This window comes from Streptomyces sp. NPDC104307 (assembly GCF_055584045.1).
Genome location: NZ_JBVJMU010000007.1, coordinates 146,633 through 169,325, shown reverse-complemented (window position 1 = coordinate 169,325; position 22,693 = coordinate 146,633). Strand labels below are relative to the sequence as shown.

Below are 22,693 nucleotides of genomic sequence, written 5' to 3'. Positions count from 1 at the left end.
CCGGACACTGACAACGGGCGCTCACACCGGACACCGACACCGGACACCGACAACGGGCGCGGGACTAGGATTCGGCCATGCCCCTGAGCGCGAACGACGTCGAGCGGTTCGAGGCCTCAAGGTCTCGCCTGGAGGCCATCGCCTACCGCCTCCTCGGTTCCGCGAGCGAGGCCGAGGACGCCGTGCAGGACACGTTCCTGCGCTGGCAGGCCGCCGATGTCGGCCGTATCGAGGTCCCCGAGGCCTGGCTGACGAAGGTCCTCACCAACCTGTGCCTCAACCAGCTCACCTCGGCCCGCGCCCGGCGCGAGACCTACGTGGGCCAGTGGCTGCCCGAACCCCTGCTCGCCGGGGACACGATGCTCGGCCCCGCCGCCAGCGCGGAACAGCGCGAATCGGTCTCGTACGCGGTGCTCGTCCTCATGGAACGCCTCTCCCCCAACGAGCGGGCCGTGTACGTGCTCCGGGAGGCCTTCGGCTACCGGCACCGTGAGATCGCGGAGATCCTGGACCTCACCGAAGCCTCCTGCCAGCAGATCCTGCACCGTGCCAAGAAGCACGTCGCGGACGGCAGGACCCGCTCCGAGGTCGACGAGGCGACCGCCCGCCGGATCGTCGGGGAGTTCCTCGCCGCCGCCACCAGCGGCCGGACCGAGCCGCTCGTGCGGCTGCTCACCGAGGACGCCGTCTCCGTCGGTGACGGCGGCGGAAAGGTCCCGGCCCGCGCCAAGGCGTTCGAGGGTGCCGTGGCGGTCGCCACGTTCATGCGGGGACTGTTCAAACCCGGCAAGGCCAAGCGCGCCCTGGTCGGCGGCTCGCCCGACGTCCACGTCACGACCGCCAACGGCGCCCCCGCCATCGTGGCGGTCTTCGAGGGCCGGATCGTCGGGATCATGTGCCTGGAGATCACCACAGAGGGCATCACCGCGATCCTCAACCAGGTCAACCCCGACAAGCTCGAACGCGCGACCCGGCACTGGGCGGCCACCGGCGACCACGGAAACCCCCTGTTCACCGCCTTCTAGCCTCATGTGACCCCGATCACACTTCACCCCTGTCAGGAAACGACGGTCTGCCCGGTTCAAGGGGCGAACCCGCGCTCGGGCCCGCGCCAGACAGGAGCAGCGAAATGCAGCACCGAATCATCGTCCTCGGAGCCGGATACGCCGGAGCCACCGCCGCCGGTCGCCTCGCCAGGCGGCTGCGCCGCGAAGACGTCTCCATCACCCTCGTCAACGCCGAGCCCGACTTCGTCGAGCGGGTCAGGATGCACCAGCTGGCGACCGGCCAGGACCTCCGGTCCCGGCCCTTCAGCGAGATGTTCGCCGGGACCGGGGTCGAGCCGAGGCTCGCGAAGGTCACCGGCATCGACGTCGACCGCAGGACGGTCGCCGTCACGGACGCGGCCGGCGCGCGGGGGGAACTGCCCTACGACACCCTCGTGTACGCCCTCGGCAGCGGCTGGGACCCCCACGGCGTCCCCGGCACCGCCGAGCACGCCCACGAGATCGCCGGCCGCCCCGGCGCACTCCGGCTGCGCGAACGGCTGGCCCGACTGGAACCCGGCCGGCCCGTGGTCGTCGTCGGCGGCGGCCTCACCGGGCTGGAGGCGGCGACCGAGATCGCCGAGGCCCGCCCGGACCTCGACGTCGCCCTCGCCGCCCGGGGCGCGCTGGGCGACTGGCTCTCGCCCAAGGGCCGCCGGCACCTGCGCCACGTGGTCGGCAAGCTCGGCATCACGGTGCACGAGAACACCGCCGTCACGGGCGTCGGGCCCGACCACGTCACCACCGCCGACGGCACGTCCATCCCGGCCGAGGTCACCGTGTGGACCACCGGCTTCGCCGTCCACCCGATCGCGAAGGCCACCGCCCTGGAAGTCACCGCCACCGGCCGGATCGTGGTCGACGGAGCCATGCGCTCAGTCTCCCACCCGGACGTGTACGCCGTGGGCGACGCGGCCCTGGCAATGGGCCCCAACGACAAGCCCCTACGCATGTCCTGCGCCTCGGGCATCCCCATGGCCTGGCAGGCCGCCGACGGCATCGCGTCCCGCCTGACGGGCACGAAGCCCCCGCACACACCGCTCCGCTACTTCAACCAGTGCGTCTCGCTGGGCCGCAAGGAGGGCGTGATCCAGTACGTCACCGCCGACGACCGCTCGGTCCGGGCGGCCCTGACAGGACGGCTCGCCGCCCTCTACAAGGAACTGGTCTGCAAGGGCGCGGCCTGGGGCGTCGCCAACCCGACCTTTGGCATGCCGACCCGCCGCCGCCCGGTCGTCCGGGCGAGCACCCAGGAACCCCCGGCCGTCAACGCCGAGGCCTGACGCGCGGCGTCATTCGCGCCAAACGGCGACCAGCCGCGCGACCAGAGCCATTACCAGCGCGGCCGCCAGGAGATAGAGACCAAGACGCTCCTCGGGCACTACGGGTGACCACACCCGCCAGGCCGAGGGGCTGTGGCTGTCGGCGTCCATGGAGGATCCGTACATGGAGACGCTGGAGAGCGTGAGCCCCGTGCTGGTCCGGCTTCGCAACCACAGCAGAGCGCCTATGGCGGCGCAGGTCGCGGCTATCGCGTACAAAGCCGTAGCGCTGCGCGGGGCCTGTCTCTTCACTCTCTTCACGGGCTCTTCCTCGTCTCTGTCGTCGCGTTGTACGGATCCTCTCGCCGAGGTTCTCCAGGGCGGCAAGCACCAGCCCGGGGCCCGTCGCGGCGGCCGAGCGCAACTGAACGGCCTCCCCACAGTTCCCTCAGACCGATGAGGCGCCGACGGTCAACGCGTAGTCCACGTCGACGTAGAAGTCGTCCGACCGACCGTGGATTTTCAGTGAGTGTGCGCCGGGAGCCAGGGGAGGCAGCTGCACCCAAAGGCCGCACCCCGTACCCGTGAAGCGACCTTCCTCCCCGGTGACCTGGTTGCCCTGAACCCCTTCCACCATGATCGAGTCATCTATGTAAGCCTCCGGTTTCACCGGCTTACCGTCGAGCGCCACAGTCCCTTGCGCGCCCTTCATGAAGGCCGCACAGCCCTGGTGGTCTCCGACAAGATTGACCACAGGCACAGCGATCGGACGACCGTTGGGAATTTCGCACGCGCGTACAACCCGACCGCCAAGAGTGCCGGCCAGAAACCACACGTCGGGCGGTTGATTCCGTCCGCACACGCGCCCGTCCGCGTCAGCGACAGGACTGGTCGCCTCGGGCTCCGAGGCAGCCCATGTCCACCATCGGCCCTGTAGCTCTGCGGAAGGAATGTTCCCGTTCTCCGTCACCGGCGCGGTGCTCCTCGACGCCGGTCCCTCCGTGCCACCCGAGCCCCGGGCCGACCGTGTCCCACACCCCGCCATCGCCACCAGCACTACAGCCGTCAGGCCCGCTACCCCGACCCTCAACCACATATGGCCCCCTCCAGGCGTACGCACCGCCCCGGCATCACAGCCGACGCGACATGAGCGGACACCTTATCCACGGGGGTATGGAACCAGGCGGGTTCGATCCCGTTGCTGTACTTCGCTGCTGTACGCACAACGCCAGAGGCCCCCAGGATTTCTCCTGGGGGCCTCTGGCGTTGTGCACTCGGCAGGATTCGAACCTGCAACCTTCTGATCCGTAGTCAGATGCTCTATCCGTTAAGCTACGAGTGCTTGGCGTCCTGGGCTTTTGTGCCCCGTCGGCGTTGCGAGAACAACATTACATGACCTGCGGCGTCACGCGAAATCCATTAGCCGTACTGCTGCTGAGCTGGGGAAACACCCGTTCGGCGGCGTCGGGGCGCAGGCCTGTGCCGGGCGATCCCGGCCCGGATACGGCCGAAGCCCCGAGCGAGTGGCTCGGGGCTTCGGTGTCACGCGGAGGCGGAGGGATTTGAACCCTCGATGGGCTTTAAGACCCAAACCGCATTAGCAGTGCGGCGCCATAGACCGGACTAGGCGACGCCTCCAGCACACCCACGCGAGCGCGGGTGGTGCGTGCAGATGATGTCACAGCAGCGAGCCGCGTCACCAATCGGTGCCTACGGTACTAGGCAGTCGGCCGCGAGGGCAAAGCGCCTGCGGTTGCGCAACCCCGTGGCGTGCGGAGCGTTAGTCATGCGGGGGCGCCGCCCCCGCCGTTCTTCTCGGTCGCCGGCCGCTGACGCCGACGTGCACGACCACAGGAGCCCGCATGCTGCGTCGTCTCGCCCTCACCACTGGCGTGTCCCTCGCTGTCCTGTCCGCCGCCGCGCCCGGCGCCATGGCTTCGGAGGGTCCGCTGCCGCGGCCGTTGCTGTCGCTGCCGGTGCTCCAGGGCACGGACGGCCCGACGCACCTGACCGTGGTCGTCTCGGGCTCCGGGAACCCGGAGGCGGATGGCAGCTACGAGCTGGAGTGCGAGCCGGCGCGCGGCAGCCACCCCGTGGCGCAGCAGGCCTGCGAGCGGCTGGCGCAGCTGCCCGGCGAGAGCACGGATCCGTTCTCGCCGGTGTCCCGGGACGCGATGTGCACGCAGCAGTTCGGCGGACCCGCCACCGCACGGATCACCGGTAGCTGGCGCGGGCGAAGCATCGATGCCGCGTTCGACCGGACCAACGGGTGCGAGATCGGGCGCTGGAACAGTCTGCGTCCGGTGCTCCCGAACGTCCGCTGAGCAGCGGCCGCACAGGGCGCGGGAGGGGCGCGCGGGGCACGTAATGGGCCAGAGTCGTACACCGCGTGCACAGAACCTTGGTGAGAGCTCCCCCTCATCCGCCGCCCCTTGCCCCTCCCCTGCCTTTAGACTCCTCCAGTGACAGCCTGAGGCCCGAGGGGCAAGATGGGGCCGCTGTCGGCAAGGTGCAGTAATCAGGGAGGAAGCGTCGTCGTGAGCAGCAGGCCATCCCGAGGCGCTGCTCGCCTCGCAGCCATACTCGACGCACTGCCGGACGGGCTTCTGCTCGTCAACTGCAACGGTACGGTCGTCAACGCCAACACCATCGCCCTCGAAATGTTCGAGACGCCGGGCACCGCGCTCGTCGGACGCGGACTGCTCGATCTGCTGCCGGAGTTCGACTCCAAGCTGATCCCGGGGTCGATGCGGAGGCCGGAGGCTGCGGACGAGCGGGGCCGTACCAAGCCCACGCGGATGACCGCGCGGCGGACCGACGGCAACGAGTACCCCGTCGAGGTGACGAGCGCCAGCCTGGAGGACGGGCAGGCCGCGTACAACGACGTCCAGACCAGTTACAACGGCACGTATACGGGTGACGAGCTGCTGATGCTCGTCGTGCGCGACCTCTCGGGCACCGTCGACACAGAGGCCGAGCTGGCCCGCTCGCAGCGGCAGACCGAGATGATCCTGCGGGCCGCGTCCGAGGGCGTCGTCGGCACCGACACGGACGGCCGGGTCGTCCTGGTCAACCCCGCCGCCGCCCAGATCCTCGGCTTCCGCGCCACCGACCTCGGCGGCCAGGAGCTGCATCCGCTGATCCTGCACTCGCGGGCCGAGGGCGAGCCGTTCCCGTACGAGGAATCGCCGCTGGCCGACACGCTCAGGTCGGGTCGCAAGCACCGGGTGCGCGGGCAGGTCCTGTGGTCCAAGAGCGGCGCGCAGGTACCGGTCGACCTGACCACGGCGCCCGTGCGGGACGGCGACCAGCTGGTCGGCGCGGTGATGACGTTCACCGACCGCAGGCCGTACGAGGAGCTCGGCGAACAGCACTCGGCCGAGGTCAGCGAGCTTGCCGCACGTCATACCGCCGCCGTCGCCGAGCTGACCGCGAACCACGCCGCCGAGATCACCGGGCTGACGGAACAGCACGCGGCCGAGCTGGCCGACCGGACCGAGCGCTACGCCTCCGCGCTGGAGGAGCAGGCCGACCGGATGCAGGAACAGGCCGGGCAGCTGGCGGAGCTGTCCGCCCGTCACACCCAGCTGACCGCCGTCCTGGGCGAGTCGCTGCGCGGACCGCTCGAAGAGCTGCGCGGCGAACTGTCCACGCTGGCCGCCGACCCCGCGGGCCAGCTGTGGCCAGAGGCCAACCAGATCCTGCACCACCTGGCCGCCGGCTACGCGCGGATGACGACGCTCGTCGACAACGTACTGAGCTACCAGCGTCTGGACGCCGGCTCGGAGACGCTCGTCAAGACGAACGTGCTGCTCGACGGCGTGGTGACCGCCGGTATCGACGCGGCGGTCGAGCTGATCGGCCCCGGCCGCGCCCAGTTCGCGGTGCACGCCCCGCCGATCGAGGCCGAGGTCGACGCGGGACGGCTCGTGACCGCGCTCGCACACCTCGTCGCGGACGTCGCCGGGGTCGACTCGACCGGCAAGGCCCGGCTGGTGCCGGGCGGCGGCTACGTCGACTCCACGGTCGTCGTCGCGGCCGCACAGCGCGGTGACGTCGTACGGATCGAGGTGCGCGGACCGTTCGCCGGGGGAGACCCGGTGCACGAGCCGATCGTGCGCGGGATCGTGCGGGCGCACGGCGGCGTGCTCCAGACACACGAGATGCCGGGCATGAGCGGCAGCGCGTACGTGCTCGAAGTGCCGCTGGGCGCCGGCTCGGGGGCAGTGGTGCCTCCCATGGCCCCGGCCCCCGTCATGGATCCGGCTCCGGCTATGGACCCGGCCGTGGCCCTGGCTTCTCCGGAGGGGCAGGCGCTGGAGGTTCCTCAGGTTTCTCGGGCTCTTGAGGTTCCGCAGGTTCCTGAGGTTTCTCAGGTTGAGGCGGCTCCCGGGGCTGCGGGGAGCACGGGCGGCGGGGGGCGGCGCCGGGCGCGCAGGGCCTCCACCGATGCCTTCCTGGAGAGCCCTGTGGGCGATTCCGAGGGTGTGGGCGTGCCCGGAGCGGCGACCGGGGACACCGGGGCGGCCGAGCCGACCGGCCGGCGACGGGCCCGGCGTCGGCCCGTGGAGGAAGGCGTGGACGGGTCCGCGGCGCCCTACGTCGATCCGGCGGCGGGCTCGCCAGTGGACCCATACACCGCCGGCACCGCGACTGCTGATGCGGGTGCGGTTGCTGATGCGGGTGCGGGTGCGGGTGCGGTTGCCGTGGACCAGGGCGGGGCGAACCCGAACGGGCTGAGCCCGGCTGAGCGTGGCGGCGGCTCCGGGCGCAGGCGTGGCCGTCCCAGTCCGGCGGAGACCGGCGCTCAGGCCGCCGACGCGCAGCAGGGACCGGGGCAGGCCCTGGCGCTGCCCGCTGCGGCGGGGGCCCCGTCCGAGGGGTCCGTGGTGACGGCTGCCGAGGGCGCTCAGGGAGGCGGGGGCCGTCCGCAGCGCGGGCAGACCGTGCCGCCGCGGGGCGTTCCGGCCGAGGCTCCAGCACCGGTACCGGCCGGCGGGCACCGGGCGCGCCGGGGCGGCGAGAACCAGGGCGGGGCGGGCCGGCTGGCTCTTCCGGCCGCCATGCCACCGGGGAACGCCATCGAGTCCGAGGGTTCCATGGCGTACTCCGACCTCGACGACGCCACCCGGAGCCGGGCGACATCGCAGGAGGCCCGTCCCGCGCCGCCTGCTCCGGAATCCGCACCCGTACCCGCGCGCCGGCAGCCGACCGGGCGACGGGCCCGGCGCGCGCTCTCCGCCGCACAGGACCGGGCCGCTCAGGCCGAGCCGACGGGCCCCCGGGTCCCCTTCGCACTGCCGCCCGCCGCCGCCGACCGGATGCCACTGGCTCCCGACGTCGATGCCTCGCTGCCGGGGCAGCACGACGCCGTGTCCGGTCCGGCGGACCATGACCACACCCCGCCGCAGCCCCACCCGCTCCCGACCGGACGCCGCCGAGCCCGGCACTCGGACGCGAACGCCGACGCGAACGCCGAGGCCGACGCGAACGCGGCCGACGCAGCAGCAGCCCAGGCTGTCCCGGGTGTCCCGGGTGTTCCAGTCGCACCCGCTGCCCCGACCGCACAGCCGGCGCCGTCCGTCGCACCTGGCCATGGCTGGGAGCAGGACGGTGACTGGGAGCAGGACGGCCTACCGGCCCAGGCACAGGGCCAGGTCCCCGGCCAGGGCCAGGTCCCCGGCCAGGGCCCGGCTGCTCCTGCGGCTCCCGGGGTTCCGGGCGCCTCCGGGATTCCGGGCGCCTCCGGCGCTTCCGAGGAGCAGCCCGAAAGCGACGCGGAGTGGCCCGTCACAGGTCACACCACGCACACGACCGGCACGGCCGCGGCTACGGCCGCCGGCAACGCCCGCGGTTCCGGCGGCAGCCGTACCGGTGCCCCCACGGGGCCCATGGGTCCCGACGGTCCCCCCGGACCCGACGAGACCCGTCCTCGGACCCTCGTACCCGGGCCGGACGCGCGGAGGCAGCCCCTGCCGGCCGAGGCGCCGATGCCCGGAGGGTCCTCGGACTCGACGCACGGGCGGGCGTTCAGCGTGCGGACGCTCGGGCAGGGTGTGCCGTTCGCCCAGCACATCGCGCACCAGCAGAACCAGACGCTCGGCGGCGCCGGCCGGCGCCGCAAGCTCGCCGCACCGCCCGAGAGCGACCCGTCCGAGGCCGACCGGACTACCCCGTCGGCGCCCGCCGCCGCGGCACCGCAGCAGGCGAACCCGCAGCCCGCCGCGGCCGGCCCCGGCCCCGGCGGTACGGGTGGCCCGGGCGGCACGGTGCAGGGCTCGGGTTCGGGCACGCTGCTGCCCGCTCAGGCGGCCGCAGGACGCGCGTACGCCATCGGCGCGCCCGACGAGGGGGCCGCCGAAGGGCCGGAGCCGCTGGACGGCCCGGGTGGCGCGGTCGAGGTCGCCAACCGCCCCTCCCCGCAGCCCGTGGACGACGAGCTGCCTCCGGAACCGCTGGACAACCCGCGTCGGCTGCTCGTCTGGCCGGCGCCCGATGTGTCCACCCAGCAGGCACTGAGCGACCGCGGCTACCGGCCGGTGATCGTGCACTCGCGCGAGGAGGTCGACGCGCAGATCGCGGCGTTCCCCGCCGCGCTCTTCGTGGACCCGCTGACCGGTCCCATCACCCGTAAGGCACTCCAGTCACTGCGCCAGGCAGCGGTGGCCGCCGAGGTGCCGGTGCTGGTGACGGCCGGTCTGGGGCAGGCCTCGCGGGAGGCGGCGTACGGCGCCGACCCGGCCGTGCTCCTGAAGGCGCTCGCCCCGCGCGACAGCGAGCAGCACCCGCCCCGGGTCCTCCTGATCGAGGAGCACGAGGACATCGCGGACGCGCTGACGCAGACGCTGGAGCGCCGGGGCATGCAGGTCGCCTGCGCCGCCACGGACAGCGAGGCGGTCTCGCTCGCGACCCGGATGCGGCCGAACCTGGTGGTGATGGACCTGATGCAGGTACGCCGCCGCCGGGCCGGGATCGTCGACTGGCTGCGCGCCAACGGCCAGCTGAACCGCACCCCGCTGGTCGTCTACACCTCGGCCGACATGAGCCGGTCCGACCTGCCGAAACTGAGCTCGGGCGAGACCGTGCTCTTCCTCGCCGAGCGTTCGACGAGCGAAGAGGTGCAGGCCCGCATCGTCGACCTGCTCGCGAAGATCGGCACGAACTGACCGCCGTACGGCCCAGGCGGCGCTGACCGCAGGGGTACGGACATGGCGAGGGCGGTACGGGAAGAGTGATCCCGTACCGCCCTCGTCGTCCCCACGGCGCGTGGCCGCGGGCTCAGAGCTGCGTGACGTCCAGCTCGCCTGCCGCGTACTGCTTGCGGATCACCTTCTTGTCGAACTTCCCGACGCTCGTCTTCGGTACGGACGCGATGACCGACCAGCGCTCGGGTAGCTGCCACTTGGCGATGCCCTGTTCCGCGAGGAACGCCTTCAGCGCCAGGTAGTCGGCGCTCGCGCCCTCCTTGAGGACGACGGTGGCCAGCGGGCGCTCGCCCCACTTCTCGTCCGGAACGGCCACCACCGCCGCCTCTGCCACATCCGGGTGCCCCATCAGGGCGTTCTCCAGCTCGACACTGGAGATCCACTCGCCGCCGGACTTGATGACGTCCTTGGCGCGGTCGGTGAGCGTGAGGAAGCCGTCGTCGCTGATCACGCCGACGTCGCCGGTCTTCAGCCAGCCGTCCTCGCTGAACTTGTCCTCGGGCCGCAGCGCCTCGCCGTCCGCACCGCCGTAGTACGCGCCGGCGATCCAGGCGCCCCGTACCTCCAGCTCACCGGCCGACTCGCCGTCCCACGGCAGGTGCTCGCCGCCGGGCCCGACCAGCCGGGCCTCGACACCGGCCGGGAACCGGCCCTGCGTGATGCGGTACGGCCACTCCTGCTCCTCGGTCAGCCCGCCGGGCGGGTTGGCCATGGTGCCGAGCGGCGAGGTCTCCGTCATGCCCCAGGCGTGGCAGAGCCGGACGCCGAGCTTGTCGTACGCCTCCATGAGGGAGGGCGGGCAGGCGGCGCCGCCGATGGTGACGCGGGCCATGGAGGTGAGGTCGCGGGGGTTGGCGGTGACCTCGGCCAGCAGCCCCTGCCAGATGGTGGGGACGGCGGCGGCGTGGGTCGGCCTCTCGCGCTCGATCATGTCGGCGAGCGGGGCGGGCTGGAGGAAGCGGTCGGGCATCAGCATGTTGACGCCGGACATGAACGTCGCGTGCGGCAGGCCCCAGGCGTTCACATGGAACTGGGGGACGACCACCAGGGTGGTGTCCCGGTCGGTGAGGCCCATCGACTCGGACATGTTGACCTGCATGGAGTGCAGGTAGACCGAACGGTGGGAGTAGACGACGCCCTTCGGGTCCCCGGTGGTGCCGGAGGTGTAGCACATGGCGGCGGCCTGGCGTTCGTCCAGCTCGGGCCAGTCGTAGCTGGTGGGCCGGCCTGCGATCAGCTCCTCGTACTCGTGCACCCGGGGCACGGCACCGTCCAGCACGGACCGGTCACCCGGCCCGGTCACGACCACGTGCTCCAGCGACGTCAGCCGGGGGAGCAGCGGCGCGAGGAGAGGCAGCACGGAGCCGTTGACGATGAGGACCTTGTCGTCGGCGTGCTGGACGATCCAGACGAGCTGTTCGGCGGGGAGCCGCAGGTTGAGGGTGTGGAGCACAGCGCCCATGGAAGGGATGGCGAGGTACGCCTCCACGTGTTCGGCGTTGTTCCACATCAGTGTGGCGACGCGCTGGTCCCCGTCGATACCGAGCTCGTCACGCAGGGCATGGGCGAGCTGGGTGGCCCGTCGGCCGATCTCGGCGAAACTGCGCCGCTGCGGCTCGGGCTCTCCGGTCCAGGTCGTTACCTGTGACTTCCCGTGGATGGTCATCCCGTGGTGCAGGATGCGGGTGACAGTCAGCGGTACGTCCTGCATGGTGCTGAGCACTGCGTCCTCCCGGTGGGCGCTACGCGGCAGTAAGGTTCCGCTGATTCTGCGCACATACCGAGCGGTATGTCACTACTCCGGGGCGTACGGATCGGTGTGGTGCGACAAAATCACACCATCCGTATGCAATGACCGCACCCTCGTCGGTGGTCCCTCCCGGTGCGTTCCCCCCGGGCGGCGCCGGCACCTCACCTGAGCCGGCACCTCACCTGACCGGTGTCAGCTCCGGGTCCTGGCGCAGCTTGCCGAGCGCCCGCGACACGGCGCTCTTCACCGTGCCGATGGAGACTCCCAGCACCTCGGCCGTCTGCGCCTCGCTGAGGTCCTCGTAGTAGCGCAGGACGACCATCGCCCGCTGGCGGTCGGGGAGTTTCAGCACCGCCCGCCACATCGCATCGTGCAGGGACTGCTGCTCCGCGGGGTCGGGCCCCGGAGCCGTCTCCTGCTCGGGCACCTCGTCGCACGCGAACTCATCGACCTTGCGCTTGCGCCACTGCGAGGTCCTGGTGTTCAGCAGGGCCCGGCGGACATAGCCGTCGAGGGCCCGGTGGTCCTCGATCCGTTCCCAGGCGACATACGTCTTGGTGAGGGCCGTCTGCAGCAGGTCCTCGGCATCGCTGGGGTTCGCGGTGAGCGAGCGGGCCGCACGCAACAGCACAGGACCGCGGGCCTTCACGAACGACGTGAACGACGCGTACGGGACGTACGGAGCGCCCGCACCGTACGGCGTGCGCGCGGCAGCCGGCGTACGCGCCACGTACGGCGATACGGGCGGCGCCACGTACGGCGATACGTTCGTCGACGCGTGTGGCGTCACGTACGGCGATACGTTCGTCGACGCGTGCGGCGGGTGTCCGGCGAGCGGCGCATGCGGGTGGTGCGGCGTGCGTCCGGCGTTGGCAGCGGCTCCCCTGGAGGTGTCCGTGCAGACTGGCGTGGTCATGCCTCCACGCTAGGAGCGGGCGCCGCCCCGGGGATCGCCCCCAGGTCCCGAAACCGGGTCCGCCTCAGGGTGTAGGGCCGGTCCTCCCTCCACCTCCTGTAGGTGGAGGGGCCGCACGGCGGGACTCAGGGTCGCCCCGGAGACCGCGCCCCCAGCCCCCGCCGGGCCGACCGACCGCGCCCCCCGGACCGCGCCGGCCCGGCCGGCTGCGCCGCTCACTCCCCCCGGCCCAGGATCAGGCCCGAGGTGGGCACCCCCGTTCCGGCCGTGACCAGGGACCGGGTCGCACCGGATATCTGGTTCACCGAGGTGCCACGGATCTGCCTGACCGCCTCCGCGATGCCGTTCATACCGTGCAGGTACGCCTCCCCCAGCTGGCCGCCATGGGTGTTCAGGGGCAGCGCGTCCGCAGCCACGAAGTCGGCGGCCTCGCCCGGTCCGCAGAATCCGAACTCCTCCAACTGCATCAGCACGAACGGGGTGAAGTGGTCGTACAGGATCGCCACGTCGATGTCCGCGGGGGAGAGGCCTGAGTTCCGCCAGAGCTGGCGGGCGACGACGTCCATCTCCGGCAGCCCGGTCAGCCCGTCACGGTAGAAGCTGGTCATCTGCTCCTGTGCCCGCCCGGCACCCTGGGCGGCGGCGACGATCACCGCGGGTGGCTGCCGCAGGTCCCTGGCCCGCTCCGCGCTGGTGACGACGATCGCCTGTCCGCCGTCGGTCTCCTGGCAGCAGTCGAGCAGTCGCAGGGGCTCGACGATCCACCGGGACGCGGCATGCTCGGCCAGGGTGATCGGCTTCTCGTAGAAGTACGCCGCCGGGTTGCGCGCGGCATGGCGCCGGTCGGTGACCGCGACATGGCCGAAGGCCTCCGGCGTGAGCCCGTACGTATGCAGATACCGCTGAGCCGCCATGGCCACCCAGGAGGCGGGGGTGAGCAGCCCGAAGGGCAGGTTCCAGCCGAGCGCCGCGCCCTCCGCGGTGGGCTCCCGCTGCTGCACCCCGGAGCCGAAGCGCCGCCCCGACCGCTCGTTGAACGCCCGGTAGCAGACGACCACCTCGGCCACCCCGCAGGCGACGGCGAGCGCCGCCTGCTGGACCGTGGCGCAGGCCGCCCCGCCGCCGTAGTGGATACGGGAGAAGAACGACAGCTCGCCGATACCGGCCGCCTGGGCGACGGTGATCTCCGGGCTGGTGTCCATGGTGAAGGTGACCATCCCGTCGACGTCGGCAGGGCTCAGCCCCGCGTCGTCGAGCGCCGCCCGCACCGCCTCGACGGCCAGCTTCAGCTCGCTGCGGCCCGAGTCCTTGGAGAACTCGGTCGCCCCGATCCCGGCCACGGCCGCCCGTCCGCCGAGTGAATCGGCCCTGCGCACGCTCATGCGGATCCCCCCGCAACGCTGATGGTCACCGTGCCGGTGACATGCCTGCCGAGCCCGTTCGCACCGGCTATCGACACCTCGGCCGTGCCGTCACTGCCGAGAGCGGTCACCTTGCCGCTCAGCACCATCGTGTCCCCGGGGTAGTTCGGAACGCCCAGCCTGATGGCGACCTTCCTGAGCACTGCCGAGGGCCCGAAGTGGTCGGTGACGTACCGACCGACCAGGCCGTTGGTCGTCAGGATGTTCATGAAGATGTCCGGAGACCCCTTCTCCCGGGCCAGCTCCGCGTCATGGTGCACGTCCTGGTAGTCGCGGGAGGCGACTGCACCCGCCACGATCAGGGTGCGGGTCACCGCGATCTCCAGCGGTGCCAGCTCTTCTCCGACGTTCATTGCGATCCCTCCTCCACGAGCAGTCCGCCGAGTTCCTGAAGCACTTCGCTGCCGCAGCCGAGATAGGCGTCGAGCTGGCGCCCCCAGAGGAAGTGCCGGTGCACGGGGTGGTCGAGATCGGCGCCCGTACCTCCGTGCAGATGCTGCACCGTGTGCACGACCCGCTTTCCCGCCTCCGACGCCCACCACGCGGCGGTCAGCGCCTGCGCCGCACAGGGCAGCGACCGGTCGTGCAGCCAGGCGGCCTCGTACGCCGTGACACGTATCGCCTCGGTGTCCATATGGGCGTCGGCGGCTCGCAGCAGCACGCCCTGATTGGTCGAGAGCGGTCGCCCGAACTGCTCCCGTGTACCCGTGTATTCGACAGCGCGTGCCACCGCACCAGCGCACACCCCCGCCTGGAGTCCCGCGAACGCTGTGCGGGCCGTCGCCAGAATCTCCTCGTACGCCCCTGCCCCGCCGAGCGGTTCGCCGGGCGCCCCGTCGAGCACGAGCCGTCCCGCCGACCATGGGGCCGTGGTCTCCACGGACTCGGCCAGCACCCCGGCGTCTCCGGTCCTGACGACCCACAACGACCGGTCCGCGGCCGCGACCAGGACATGGCTGGCCTCCCTCAGCCACGGCACCAGCGGCACCGTGCCGCTCAATCCCCCCTCCGGCCCGGCCCGTACGGAGCCGGCTGCCGGAAAGGCCCCCGTCGCCACCGCCGCGCCGTCCCGGAACCGTGGCAGCAGCCGCTCGCGCTGTTCCTCCGTACCGTGTCCGGAGACGGCGAGGAGCCCGTACACACAGGTCGACGCGAAGGGCACCTGCGCCGTTCTGCGGCCCTGTTCCTCCAGGAGGAGGACCAGTCCGAGGAGTCCGATCTCCTCGACCGCCCCCGGTAGTCCGGCCGCACAGAGCTCCTTCCACAGCTCGGCGTCCGTACCGGTACCGGCCACGACCAGACGCTCGTGCGTCGACAGATCACCGAAGATCCGGGCCGCGAGCCCCTGGGCGGCGGCCTGCTCCTCAGTGGGTGTGAAATCCATCTCAGCCCTCACTCCCCCGGAAGACCGGCAGTTCCAACTCTGGGTCCGTACGCAGGAATTCGAGGCGGACCGGCATGCCGACCCGCACCTTGTCGTACGGCACCCCGATCACGTTGCTGATCATCCGGACCCCCTCGGCGAGCTCCACCAGCGCCACCGCGTACGGACCGGCCTCCCCGGAGGTGCTGAACGCGGGGAACGGCGGGTGATGCATCACCACGTACGAGAAGACGGTGCCCTCGCCCGATGCCTCGACCGCCTCCCATTCGGAAGAACCGCAGGCATTGCAGCCGGGCAGCCAGGGGAAGCGCAGGGTGCCGCAGGCCCCGCAGCGCTGGATCAGCAGCCGGTGCGCGGAGATGCCCTGCCAGAACCCGGCATTGTCCCGGTTGATCACCGGCCTCGGCCGCAGGCTCCGGCCGGCCCGCCGCTCCCCGGACGGCGCCGTCCCCTTGTCTGTTCCGGACCGCGCCGTCCCCTTGTCCGTTGGCGCCGGACCATCCACCTTCCCCTTCACCGTGGGGCGGTACTTCAGGATCCGGAAGCGGTGCGTCCCCGCCGGTTCGTCCTGTACCCGGACGTTCATACGCGTGGTGATGAAGTAGCCCGTTCCCAGCTTCGTCGTCTTCCGCTCGGACACCGCCTCGATCACCGCGTCGAAGGTGATCCGGTCTCCGGGCCGCAGCGGCCGCAGATACTCCTGCTCGCAGTCGGTCGCGACCACCGAGACGTACCCCGCCTCGTCGAGCAGGCCGAAGAGCTCGTCGTAGGCCTCGCCCCTGTCCGTGTGCCCCGACAGCCCGCCCATCGTCCACGCCTGCAGCATGGCCGGAGGGGCCACGGCATCGGGGCCGGTGTACGCGGGGTTCGTATCCCCCATGGCCTCGCACCAGTGCCTGATCATGGGCTCGTTGACCGGATCCTTGCCGCTGCCGGCGACGGCGGCCGCCCGCCCCTCGTACGCCCTGAGCCGCTCGTACAGTTCGTCCCCCACGTGCCGCAGATGGGGGACATCCCCCGCACCTCGCCCGTCCTGCAGGGTCTGCCCGTCCCGTACATCTCGCACGTCCTGCACGTGCCGCCCGCTCCGCCCGTCCTGCCCCTCCATCACCGTTTCCCCCTCTTCATTCCGAGCCGCATCGTCGCGACGATCTCCCGCTGCACCTCGCTCACTCCGCCCCCGAAGGTGTTGATCTGTGCCGCCCTGTTCATCCGTTCCAGCTCCCCGTCCCCGAAGGAGCCGGGCGAACCGCCCCGGATCGTTCCGGCGTGCCCCGTGATTTCCTGGCACATTCGATACACCTCCACGGCGCTTTCGGTTCCCACGAATTTCACGCCGCTCGCGTCGCCGGGGGCCAGCGCGCCCGCCCCGACGTCCCCCACCAAACGCCAGTTGAGCAGGCGTGTTGCCGCCAGCCGGGCATAGGCCTCGGCCAGCCTGGACCGAATCCACGGCTCGTCAACCGGACGCCGACCGGTCACCGGATCGGGCGTACGGGCGAAGCTGAGCGCCGCATCGTAGAAGTCCTCGGCCTGCATCCCGATCGCGGCCAGCGCGACCCGTTCGTGGTTCAGCTGGTTGGTGATCAGCCCCCAGCCGCCGTTCTCCGCGCCGACCAGACCGGTGGCGGGCACCTGGACGCCGTCGTAGTAGGTGGTGGTCGTGGTCAGCCCGCCGACGGTCTCGATGGGCGTCCAGGAGAAGCCGGGCGCGTCCGTCGGCACCAGGATGATCGAGATGCCCCGGTGCTTGGGCGCCGTCGGATCCGTGCGGCAGGCGAGCCAGATCCAGTCCGCGTTCTGCGCGTTGCTGGTGAAGATCTTCTGACCGTCGATGACCCACGAGTCACCCTGCCGTACCGCTCTGGTCCGCAGCGCCGCCAGGTCGGTACCGGCCTCCGGTTCGCTGTAGCCGATGGCGAAGACGATCTCCCCGGCCAGGATCCGAGGCAGAAAGTACCCCTTCTGTGCCTCGGTCCCGTACTTCATCAGGGTGGGGCCCACCGTGTTGAGGGTGACCATCGAAACCGGCGCGCCCGCCCGGTAGGCCTCGTCGAAGAACACGAACTGCTCGTCCGCCCCGCGGCCCTGGCCGCCGTACTCGACGGGCCAGCCGAGCCCCAGCATTCCGTCCGCGCCGATACGGCGCAGCAGCCGCCGCTGCTCGGCCGGGCTCCCGCCCACAGGGCCGGTCCGGTCGCCGGACTCCGGCATCACATCACGGAAGTACGTGCGGAGTTCGGCGCGCAGCTGTAGCTGGCGGTCCGTAGGGGCCAGATGCACGGCGGCTGCCTCCCGGGAAGGGCCTGCGGATCAGGGTTTCTGACTGTCCGTCAGATTCCGTTCACCTGTCAAGGCACCCGACAGCGGGGCCGTCACCGACCCTCGACCCGGCGGAACGACGAACGGCCCGCGCGCCGCCACCGAAGTGACGCCACGCGGACCGCCGTTCCCCCCGACCGCGACCCGGCCCCCCGCCCGGCACGCGGCAGGTACCGGATCACCAGAGATTGGTGAAGTTCACCGCGACGGTGTGGCTGGACTGGTCGATGGCGGTGAACGCGGAACCGTTCACCTGCGCGGAGTTGCTGTGGTTCGACGCCCCGTCGCCGATGGCCTGCTGCTGCGAGGTGGACGAATTGCCGAGGTTGGCCCCGCCCACGCCACTGCCGCTGATAGCGGCCACACCCGCGTTCGATCCGTCGTTCGCGAACGAGCCGTTGTCGGCCTGGGCCACACCGCCGAAGAACGCGGCGACGAGGGGCAGAGCGGCAACAACGGCGAGGGCACGAGCGGTACGGATGCTTGCCATGTCTATTCCTCCAGGAACCGAAAGTAAGGCCTGCCCCGGGCCAGTTGGCCGACCGCCCGGGTGGTGGTCACGACGTCGCGAGATCAAGGTTGCCCACCGCCATCCCGGCGAACCGCCCACACTTTTCGATTCCCTCGCACGCGTGAGGAAGAGCGGATAAACCCCCAGACGAACCAAACTGCCAGGTCAGTCCCGTATGCACCGACGACCCTTGCCCCACAGGAGAAGAAGCGTTCCGCCACTACACCTCGCACTCCGCCTGCCACCCCTCCCTCCTCTTCCTTTATTCGAACGTTAGTACGAAAATAGATCCATGGCCATCCGCGACCGCCGAACCTTCACCCTGGCCCTGGCCCACGCACTGTCCGCGGCCGAACACGGGCTACCCGTCATCCCGTTGTCCGCCTCCAAGCTCCCCGCCCTGCGCTCCCCGCACCGCGACGAGGAGCGGCCGAGCCACTGCCGGGGCGCCTGCGGCCTGCCCGGACACGGCGTCCACGACGCCACCACCGACCCCGTCGCCGTACGCGGTCTCTTCGCCGCCGCCCCCTGGGCCAGCGGCTACGGCATCGCGTGCGGGCGCGCCCCGCACCACCTCATCGGCATCGACCTCGACATCGACACCACCGGCCGCAACGACTCCGAGTCCGCCCTGCAACAGCTGGCGCTTCAGCACCTGTTCACCATCCCGCCGACCGTCACGGTGCTCACTCCCAGCGGTGGCCGCCACATCTGGCTGTCCGGACCGCCGGGAGTGGCCGTACCGAACTCCGCGGGGCGCCTCGCCCCCGGCATCGACATCCGCGGCACGGGCGGCTACCTGGTCGGCCCCGGCTCGTCCACCGCCCACGGCGCCTACCGGCTCGTGCCGGGCACCGGCAGCCTCCCGCCGGCCCCCTGCCCCGACGCCCTCCTCCAGCTGCTGACGCCCCCGGCCCCCACGCATCGCCGGTCCAGCCACCTCGACGACCGGGGCCGGGGACTGATCCGGTTCGTCCTCGCGGCAGCCGAGGGCCAGCGCAACACCCGGCTCTTCTGGGCCGCCTGCCGCGCCTATGAACACGGCTTCGGCGACAGCCTGGCGAGCGCTCTCACCGATGCCGCCGTCCGCACCGGCCTGCCCGAACACGAGGCCCGCGCGACCATCGCATCGGCGTCCCGCCTCACCACGACCCGCTGCGAACCCCCGAGTTGAATCCGGGCATCCCCAGCACGCCCGCCGGGGCCCGGCGCGGCTGGCAATATACGTCGACGACGAGGCGTTCGATCGAGGCCTCCTGCCAACGGGGGACATGACATGACGACGCACACTGTGGATGCCCGGCACCGTTCGGCCGGTCCCGCCCGGCAGACAGGAAGACGCGGCATCGGGCGGCAGATCCTGCTCCTCACGGTGACAGCGCTCGTCGCCGGCGCCACTGGAGTGGCGGGCACCCTGCTCCAGCAACGGCTCTCCGCTCCGGACGCCTCGGCCGTCGACGCCCAGGCCGCCGAGCTCGCCGAGGACCTGCGCCACGACCTGAACGTGGGCTTCCGGTCGCCGGGCCGCACCTACGGAGGGCAGTTCACCGAGGGCACGCTCGTCTCCCACGCCGAAGCACACGGCGGAGTACTGCTGAGCGCGGGCACGGAGCGGGAGAAGTCCGGCGGCAACGTCCACACCGCACAGATGATGCTGGGCCTGCTGCCGCCCGGCACGAAGACCGTGGACGCAAACGCGTATCCCGTTCGCTGCTACCGCTACACCTTCGCCTTCGGCGCCCACAGCGTGCGTCAGTCCACGATGGACTGCCCCACCACACGCACCGACAACAAGCCCGGCAGCCTCGTGGCACAGATGGGCGTGCTGCTCGCACAGCAGCCAACCGGGACGAACATGTACCGGCAGACACCGACCGCCGGACATCCGCACACCCCGGCAGGCGCCGTGGACCTGCTGAAGGACAAGCGGCTGGTCTCCGCCGGGGACACCGTGCATGTGGTCGCGGGGAAATCCGCCGGCAGCGGCGTCTACGTCCTCGCGCTGCGCATCAACGACGGCTGCCACTACCTGCGCATGGACGCCGCGTCCTCCGCGTCCCGCTTGATCCCCCTGTGGCTCGCACCCGCCGACGAACAGGAGACCTGCGAGGCGGACCGGGCGGTGGCCGCCGCGCCGCTGTACGGCATCGACCCGGCCAAGGCCGGGTGACGAGATCCTGGCCGGCCGCTGACGGGCCGGCTCCCGGCAGCCTCCAAACTGTGCCAACCGTGCTCACCCGTGCTCCGCGTGTCGCTTCCGCGCCCGATGGAGCGGGAACCCAGCGTGGAGCAACGTGACCGGCAGGGAGCTGGGCAATGGCGACGGCCGGGAACTCCCGCCGAGCACCTGCCTCAATTCCCTGGAACATCTCATCAAGCGGTCCGATCCGGGCACCCGAACACGCAGAACAGTCCTAGGGTGATGGCATGGCAGCGTCAGAGTGGGAACGGCTCACGCGCACTCGGGCGGGTCGGCGCGTGAAGATTGCCGCGCGTCACGTCATCCGACGTCCCCTACTGATCGCTGGCCTCATCGGCGTGCTAGTCCTGTTCAATGTGGTGAAAGACCGCTTCCCCTTGGCCTACGGGCTCGCAGCCCCCGCCGGAGCTGTTCTGATCATGGCCAGCATGGGCCACTACCGTAGACCGCCCCAAGACCCGGCGCCCGAAGACACCCTGCTTCATGATCAGAAGTCGCCGGACTGAGCCTGTGTGCCGTGTCAGCCAGTCCGATGCGGCGGACGCAGAGCCGCCGTGCTCGGCGTCCGACCGCTGAGCCAGGAGTCCGACGCCTCCACCACCTGGTCGTTGCGACCAGCCACAGGCCGAGCGTAGTGCCGAGTGGTCACGCTGGCGCTCGCGTATCCAACCCGGTGCGCGGCCGTCATCACGCCGTACTGGTCGGCAACCCATCTTCCGTGCGAAGCGCGGAGGTTTTGGGGCTTAACGTCGGTGAGCCGAGAGCATCGGCGAGTGTGTCTACGGGAGCGACGGGACGTTCGGCCGCCGTCTATTGTCCGGCGCCCCGGATACAGTGCAGGTTGCCCCGGATCAGCTCATCCTGGGCGGCGGTCTCAAGAATGGCATTTAGGAGTCGATAGCTCTCGGCGATGGCGGTCTCGGCCACAATGGCAAGCATTGAGCCGTTCAGAGTAGGAAGGGACAAGGGACACGATGATCTGGTCGAGGGGAAGGGTTTCAAAGGGCTCTACATTATTCCTTCAACCATCAAGTCACGCCCTACCCGCACATCGAACCCAGAACGGATCACGCCCAGCTATTATCTCCTGGAGGTGGAAAACGTTAACGCCACTCAAAGCGCCTCAACACCCGCCTGGCGCAAGGATTGCAGATATTTTTGAAGTTTCCAAGTTTCTTCCATCAAGCCCGCTGTGGCTTCATAGGATTCATTCTTAAGTTGTGAAAATTTCACTTGCAATTCATCAATTCTACGCTGAACTGAGCGAATGCGAACCTGCGCAAGTTGCATCCCGGCATAACTTCGACCTATTTTCTTTCCGAGCATTGGCTCCACCGTCAACTCGAAGAGCAAGTCTCGAACCCGCTCGTTAGGTGCAGCATTTCGGATACGCGCCAGATAATCCCTCTGCCCACTTTTCACGCCCCCCACGGCAGAGATGCAACGGTATACGGCTGAGTATGGTGCTGCCGTAAACTCTGCTTCGACATACTGGTCGAATTCGGGAACCAAATCCGGCTTTTGGAGAGCAAGCTTTAGAAGTTCCCGCTCAGTGCGATGCGCCGGACTTCGGAAGTCAGAGAGCGAGTCGGCAGTAGGTATCGATATCGGCCCCAACTTGTGCGTAGGTGAGGGGGTTATGGCCCGCATCGTCGGCCGCGAGGAGAGCGATAGGCTAGCTCGCACTGCTGCCGCACCAGGATGCGGCGGCGGGCTAGGCGCACGCGTCGCTGACGATCGAGGGTGTTGTGAAGGCGACCTGGCTTCAACCACAGGCTGGGACGGGGTAGTGGAGTCGAAATTCCCCTCTCCCGGTTCGACACCAGACGGCGAACCCATTTCGGCTCTGCGATCGGACCGGGATTGCAATTGCACAGGATTTTCGGTAACCGTCAATGATCCTGGAAGGATGGAAAATGATCGCTTATCTACATCGGTCACAATGCGGACTCTTTGAGCAACACCACTTTTCCCAAATCCTCGATGTGTCGCTTCAATTCGCTCCTGCACCGCCTCCTCAAACTCTGCCAGGTTCACCAAACCTGCATCACTAACAAGGTCACTGACTGCGCGCGAAAAGATACTAAACGATTCCCCCGAAATGACACCAGCATTTCCAGTGGACCGCACATCGGATGCCCTCACAAACAATGCCACCTGCGCCGGAGAACAAGCGTACATATATGCCACTTTTCGCCGCAATGAAGCGGCTACTTTGCGATTTCCCCACTGCCTAACTCCTGGCGGCGGGGCCATGGAGGAGCGGTCGATGCCCTCTCGGCAAGCATCAATTAGAAATATAATTTGCCCTGCGGGCGAACTCTCAAGCTCCTTGACCCAATCAATCTTAATGCAGCTCTTATCAATGGATACAGAACTGAAATGTGAATCCTCAGGGACGAGATAGTCCGCACCCTCGAAATGTACTCCGTGCCCACTCAACATCACCAGAAGGGCATCTCCTGCTTGAGCTCTCCAAAGAAAATCAGCGACCCTACCATTGACAAAGTTGGGAGTTATGCCACGCCGAGAGGACGCGATCTCAGCCGCACTAAATCCACGCTGTAGGAGTGCCACCTTCATTCGCTCGAGATCTCCCGGAACGAATGGAAGGGGTGCGATTGCCGGGTCATCGTAATCGCTGGCACCGATCAGCAGGGCCTTGTGGCGAATCAC

At 69.9% G+C, this 22,693-nt stretch carries 18 protein-coding genes, 2 tRNA genes and 1 pseudogene; 7 read left to right on the top strand and 14 right to left on the bottom strand.

Features of this window, described 5'->3' with window-relative positions:
- The first annotated feature begins 77 nt into the window (after positions 1–77).
- Positions 78–1,025 (top strand): RNA polymerase sigma-70 factor, encoded by a 948-nt coding sequence (locus ACZ601_RS20335; protein ID WP_469539802.1) that lies wholly within the window; start codon positions 78–80, stop codon positions 1,023–1,025.
- 104 nt (positions 1,026–1,129) lie between these two features.
- Complete coding sequence (locus tag ACZ601_RS20330; RefSeq protein ID WP_469539801.1) at positions 1,130–2,329, top strand: NAD(P)/FAD-dependent oxidoreductase; 1,200 nt, start codon at positions 1,130–1,132, stop codon at positions 2,327–2,329.
- Between the two features lie 9 nt (positions 2,330–2,338).
- Here the strand turns inward: ACZ601_RS20330 and ACZ601_RS20325 are convergent, their stop codons facing one another.
- From ACZ601_RS20325 to ACZ601_RS20310, 4 genes are all read right to left on the bottom strand, one after another.
- Complete coding sequence (locus tag ACZ601_RS20325) at positions 2,339–2,629, bottom strand: hypothetical protein (protein WP_469539798.1); 291 nt, start codon at positions 2,627–2,629, stop codon at positions 2,339–2,341.
- A gap of 127 nt (positions 2,630–2,756) precedes the next feature.
- On the bottom strand, positions 2,757–3,278 hold the full coding sequence (locus tag ACZ601_RS20320; protein ID WP_469539796.1) for a signal protein: 522 nt from the start codon (positions 3,276–3,278) through the stop codon (positions 2,757–2,759).
- A gap of 299 nt (positions 3,279–3,577) precedes the next feature.
- A tRNA-Arg gene (locus ACZ601_RS20315) sits at positions 3,578–3,650 on the bottom strand.
- A gap of 205 nt (positions 3,651–3,855) precedes the next feature.
- Positions 3,856–3,946 (bottom strand) — tRNA-Ser (locus tag ACZ601_RS20310).
- Between the two features lie 224 nt (positions 3,947–4,170).
- Here ACZ601_RS20310 and ACZ601_RS20305 point away from each other — a divergent pair.
- Positions 4,171–4,632, top strand: coding sequence for an SSI family serine proteinase inhibitor (locus ACZ601_RS20305; RefSeq protein WP_469539794.1), 462 nt, complete (start codon positions 4,171–4,173; stop codon positions 4,630–4,632).
- A gap of 213 nt (positions 4,633–4,845) precedes the next feature.
- The gene (locus tag ACZ601_RS20300) at positions 4,846–9,474 is read left to right on the top strand and encodes a response regulator (protein WP_469539791.1); all 4,629 of its coding nucleotides are present in this window, start codon (positions 4,846–4,848) and stop codon (positions 9,472–9,474) included.
- Between the two features lie 112 nt (positions 9,475–9,586).
- On the opposite strand, the gene ACZ601_RS20295 is transcribed toward ACZ601_RS20300, so the two are convergent.
- From ACZ601_RS20295 to ACZ601_RS20260, 8 genes are all read right to left on the bottom strand, one after another.
- On the bottom strand, positions 9,587–11,236 hold the full coding sequence (locus tag ACZ601_RS20295; RefSeq protein ID WP_469539788.1) for a long-chain fatty acid--CoA ligase: 1,650 nt from the start codon (positions 11,234–11,236) through the stop codon (positions 9,587–9,589).
- Between the two features lie 205 nt (positions 11,237–11,441).
- Positions 11,442–11,993 carry a SigE family RNA polymerase sigma factor gene (locus ACZ601_RS20290; RefSeq protein WP_440577812.1) on the bottom strand — a complete coding sequence of 184 codons (552 nt, stop codon included), beginning with the start codon at positions 11,991–11,993 and terminating at the stop codon, positions 11,442–11,444.
- A gap of 401 nt (positions 11,994–12,394) precedes the next feature.
- On the bottom strand, positions 12,395–13,561 hold the full coding sequence (locus ACZ601_RS20285; RefSeq protein WP_469539786.1) for a lipid-transfer protein: 1,167 nt from the start codon (positions 13,559–13,561) through the stop codon (positions 12,395–12,397).
- The gene (locus ACZ601_RS20280; protein WP_469539783.1) at positions 13,558–13,953 is read right to left on the bottom strand and encodes a MaoC family dehydratase; all 396 of its coding nucleotides are present in this window, start codon (positions 13,951–13,953) and stop codon (positions 13,558–13,560) included. Before ACZ601_RS20280 ends, ACZ601_RS20285 begins: the two co-directional genes overlap by 4 nt.
- On the bottom strand, positions 13,950–14,984 hold the full coding sequence (locus ACZ601_RS20275) for an acyl-CoA dehydrogenase family protein (protein ID WP_469539781.1): 1,035 nt from the start codon (positions 14,982–14,984) through the stop codon (positions 13,950–13,952). Before ACZ601_RS20275 ends, ACZ601_RS20280 begins: the two co-directional genes overlap by 4 nt.
- 1 nt (position 14,985) lies before the next feature.
- A complete protein-coding gene (locus tag ACZ601_RS20270) occupies positions 14,986–16,092 on the bottom strand; it encodes a bifunctional MaoC family dehydratase N-terminal/OB-fold nucleic acid binding domain-containing protein (RefSeq protein ID WP_469539778.1) in 1,107 nt (368 codons plus the stop codon).
- Positions 16,092–17,267: an acyl-CoA dehydrogenase family protein gene (locus ACZ601_RS20265; protein WP_469539775.1), complete on the bottom strand. Its 1,176-nt coding sequence runs from the start codon at positions 17,265–17,267 to the stop codon at positions 16,092–16,094. Before ACZ601_RS20265 ends, ACZ601_RS20270 begins: the two co-directional genes overlap by 1 nt.
- Before the next feature lie 217 nt (positions 17,268–17,484).
- A complete protein-coding gene (locus tag ACZ601_RS20260; protein ID WP_440577810.1) occupies positions 17,485–17,796 on the bottom strand; it encodes a hypothetical protein in 312 nt (103 codons plus the stop codon).
- 313 nt (positions 17,797–18,109) lie between these two features.
- Between ACZ601_RS20260 and ACZ601_RS20255 the strand changes: the two genes are divergently transcribed.
- The 3 genes from ACZ601_RS20255 to ACZ601_RS20245 all read left to right on the top strand — a co-directional run bounded on the left by ACZ601_RS20255 (position 18,110) and on the right by ACZ601_RS20245 (position 20,523).
- Positions 18,110–18,991, top strand: coding sequence for a bifunctional DNA primase/polymerase (locus ACZ601_RS20255; RefSeq protein WP_469539770.1), 882 nt, complete (start codon positions 18,110–18,112; stop codon positions 18,989–18,991).
- Positions 18,992–19,093: 102 nt separating this feature from the next.
- Entirely contained in the window at positions 19,094–19,987 is an 894-nt protein-coding gene (locus ACZ601_RS20250; RefSeq protein ID WP_469539768.1) for a hypothetical protein, read from the top strand.
- A gap of 257 nt (positions 19,988–20,244) precedes the next feature.
- Positions 20,245–20,523 carry a hypothetical protein gene (locus ACZ601_RS20245; protein ID WP_469539765.1) on the top strand — a complete coding sequence of 93 codons (279 nt, stop codon included), beginning with the start codon at positions 20,245–20,247 and terminating at the stop codon, positions 20,521–20,523.
- Positions 20,524–20,537: 14 nt separating this feature from the next.
- Here ACZ601_RS20245 and ACZ601_RS20240 read toward each other — a convergent pair.
- Both ACZ601_RS20240 and ACZ601_RS20235 read right to left on the bottom strand, forming a co-directional pair.
- A pseudogene (locus tag ACZ601_RS20240) lies at positions 20,538–20,774 on the bottom strand (hypothetical protein); the annotation flags it as partial.
- 356 nt (positions 20,775–21,130) lie between these two features.
- On the bottom strand, positions 21,131–22,693 hold the full coding sequence (locus ACZ601_RS20235) for a caspase family protein (RefSeq protein ID WP_469539762.1): 1,563 nt from the start codon (positions 22,691–22,693) through the stop codon (positions 21,131–21,133).

Coding starts and splice junctions, on each gene's coding strand:
- ACZ601_RS20285 (WP_469539786.1), bottom strand. CDS start 13,561: ATGAGCGTGCGCAGGGCCGATTCACTCGGCGGACGGGCGGCCGTGGCC.
- ACZ601_RS20270 (WP_469539778.1), bottom strand. CDS start 16,092: ATGGAGGGGCAGGACGGGCGGAGCGGGCGGCACGTGCAGGACGTGCGA.
- ACZ601_RS20275 (WP_469539781.1), bottom strand. CDS start 14,984: ATGGATTTCACACCCACTGAGGAGCAGGCCGCCGCCCAGGGGCTCGCG.
- ACZ601_RS20250 (WP_469539768.1), top strand. CDS start 19,094: ATGACGACGCACACTGTGGATGCCCGGCACCGTTCGGCCGGTCCCGCC.
- ACZ601_RS20245 (WP_469539765.1), top strand. CDS start 20,245: ATGGCAGCGTCAGAGTGGGAACGGCTCACGCGCACTCGGGCGGGTCGG.
- ACZ601_RS20255 (WP_469539770.1), top strand. CDS start 18,110: ATGGCCATCCGCGACCGCCGAACCTTCACCCTGGCCCTGGCCCACGCA.
- ACZ601_RS20330 (WP_469539801.1), top strand. CDS start 1,130: ATGCAGCACCGAATCATCGTCCTCGGAGCCGGATACGCCGGAGCCACC.
- ACZ601_RS20260 (WP_440577810.1), bottom strand. CDS start 17,796: ATGGCAAGCATCCGTACCGCTCGTGCCCTCGCCGTTGTTGCCGCTCTG.
- ACZ601_RS20335 (WP_469539802.1), top strand. CDS start 78: ATGCCCCTGAGCGCGAACGACGTCGAGCGGTTCGAGGCCTCAAGGTCT.
- ACZ601_RS20305 (WP_469539794.1), top strand. CDS start 4,171: ATGCTGCGTCGTCTCGCCCTCACCACTGGCGTGTCCCTCGCTGTCCTG.
- ACZ601_RS20280 (WP_469539783.1), bottom strand. CDS start 13,953: ATGAACGTCGGAGAAGAGCTGGCACCGCTGGAGATCGCGGTGACCCGC.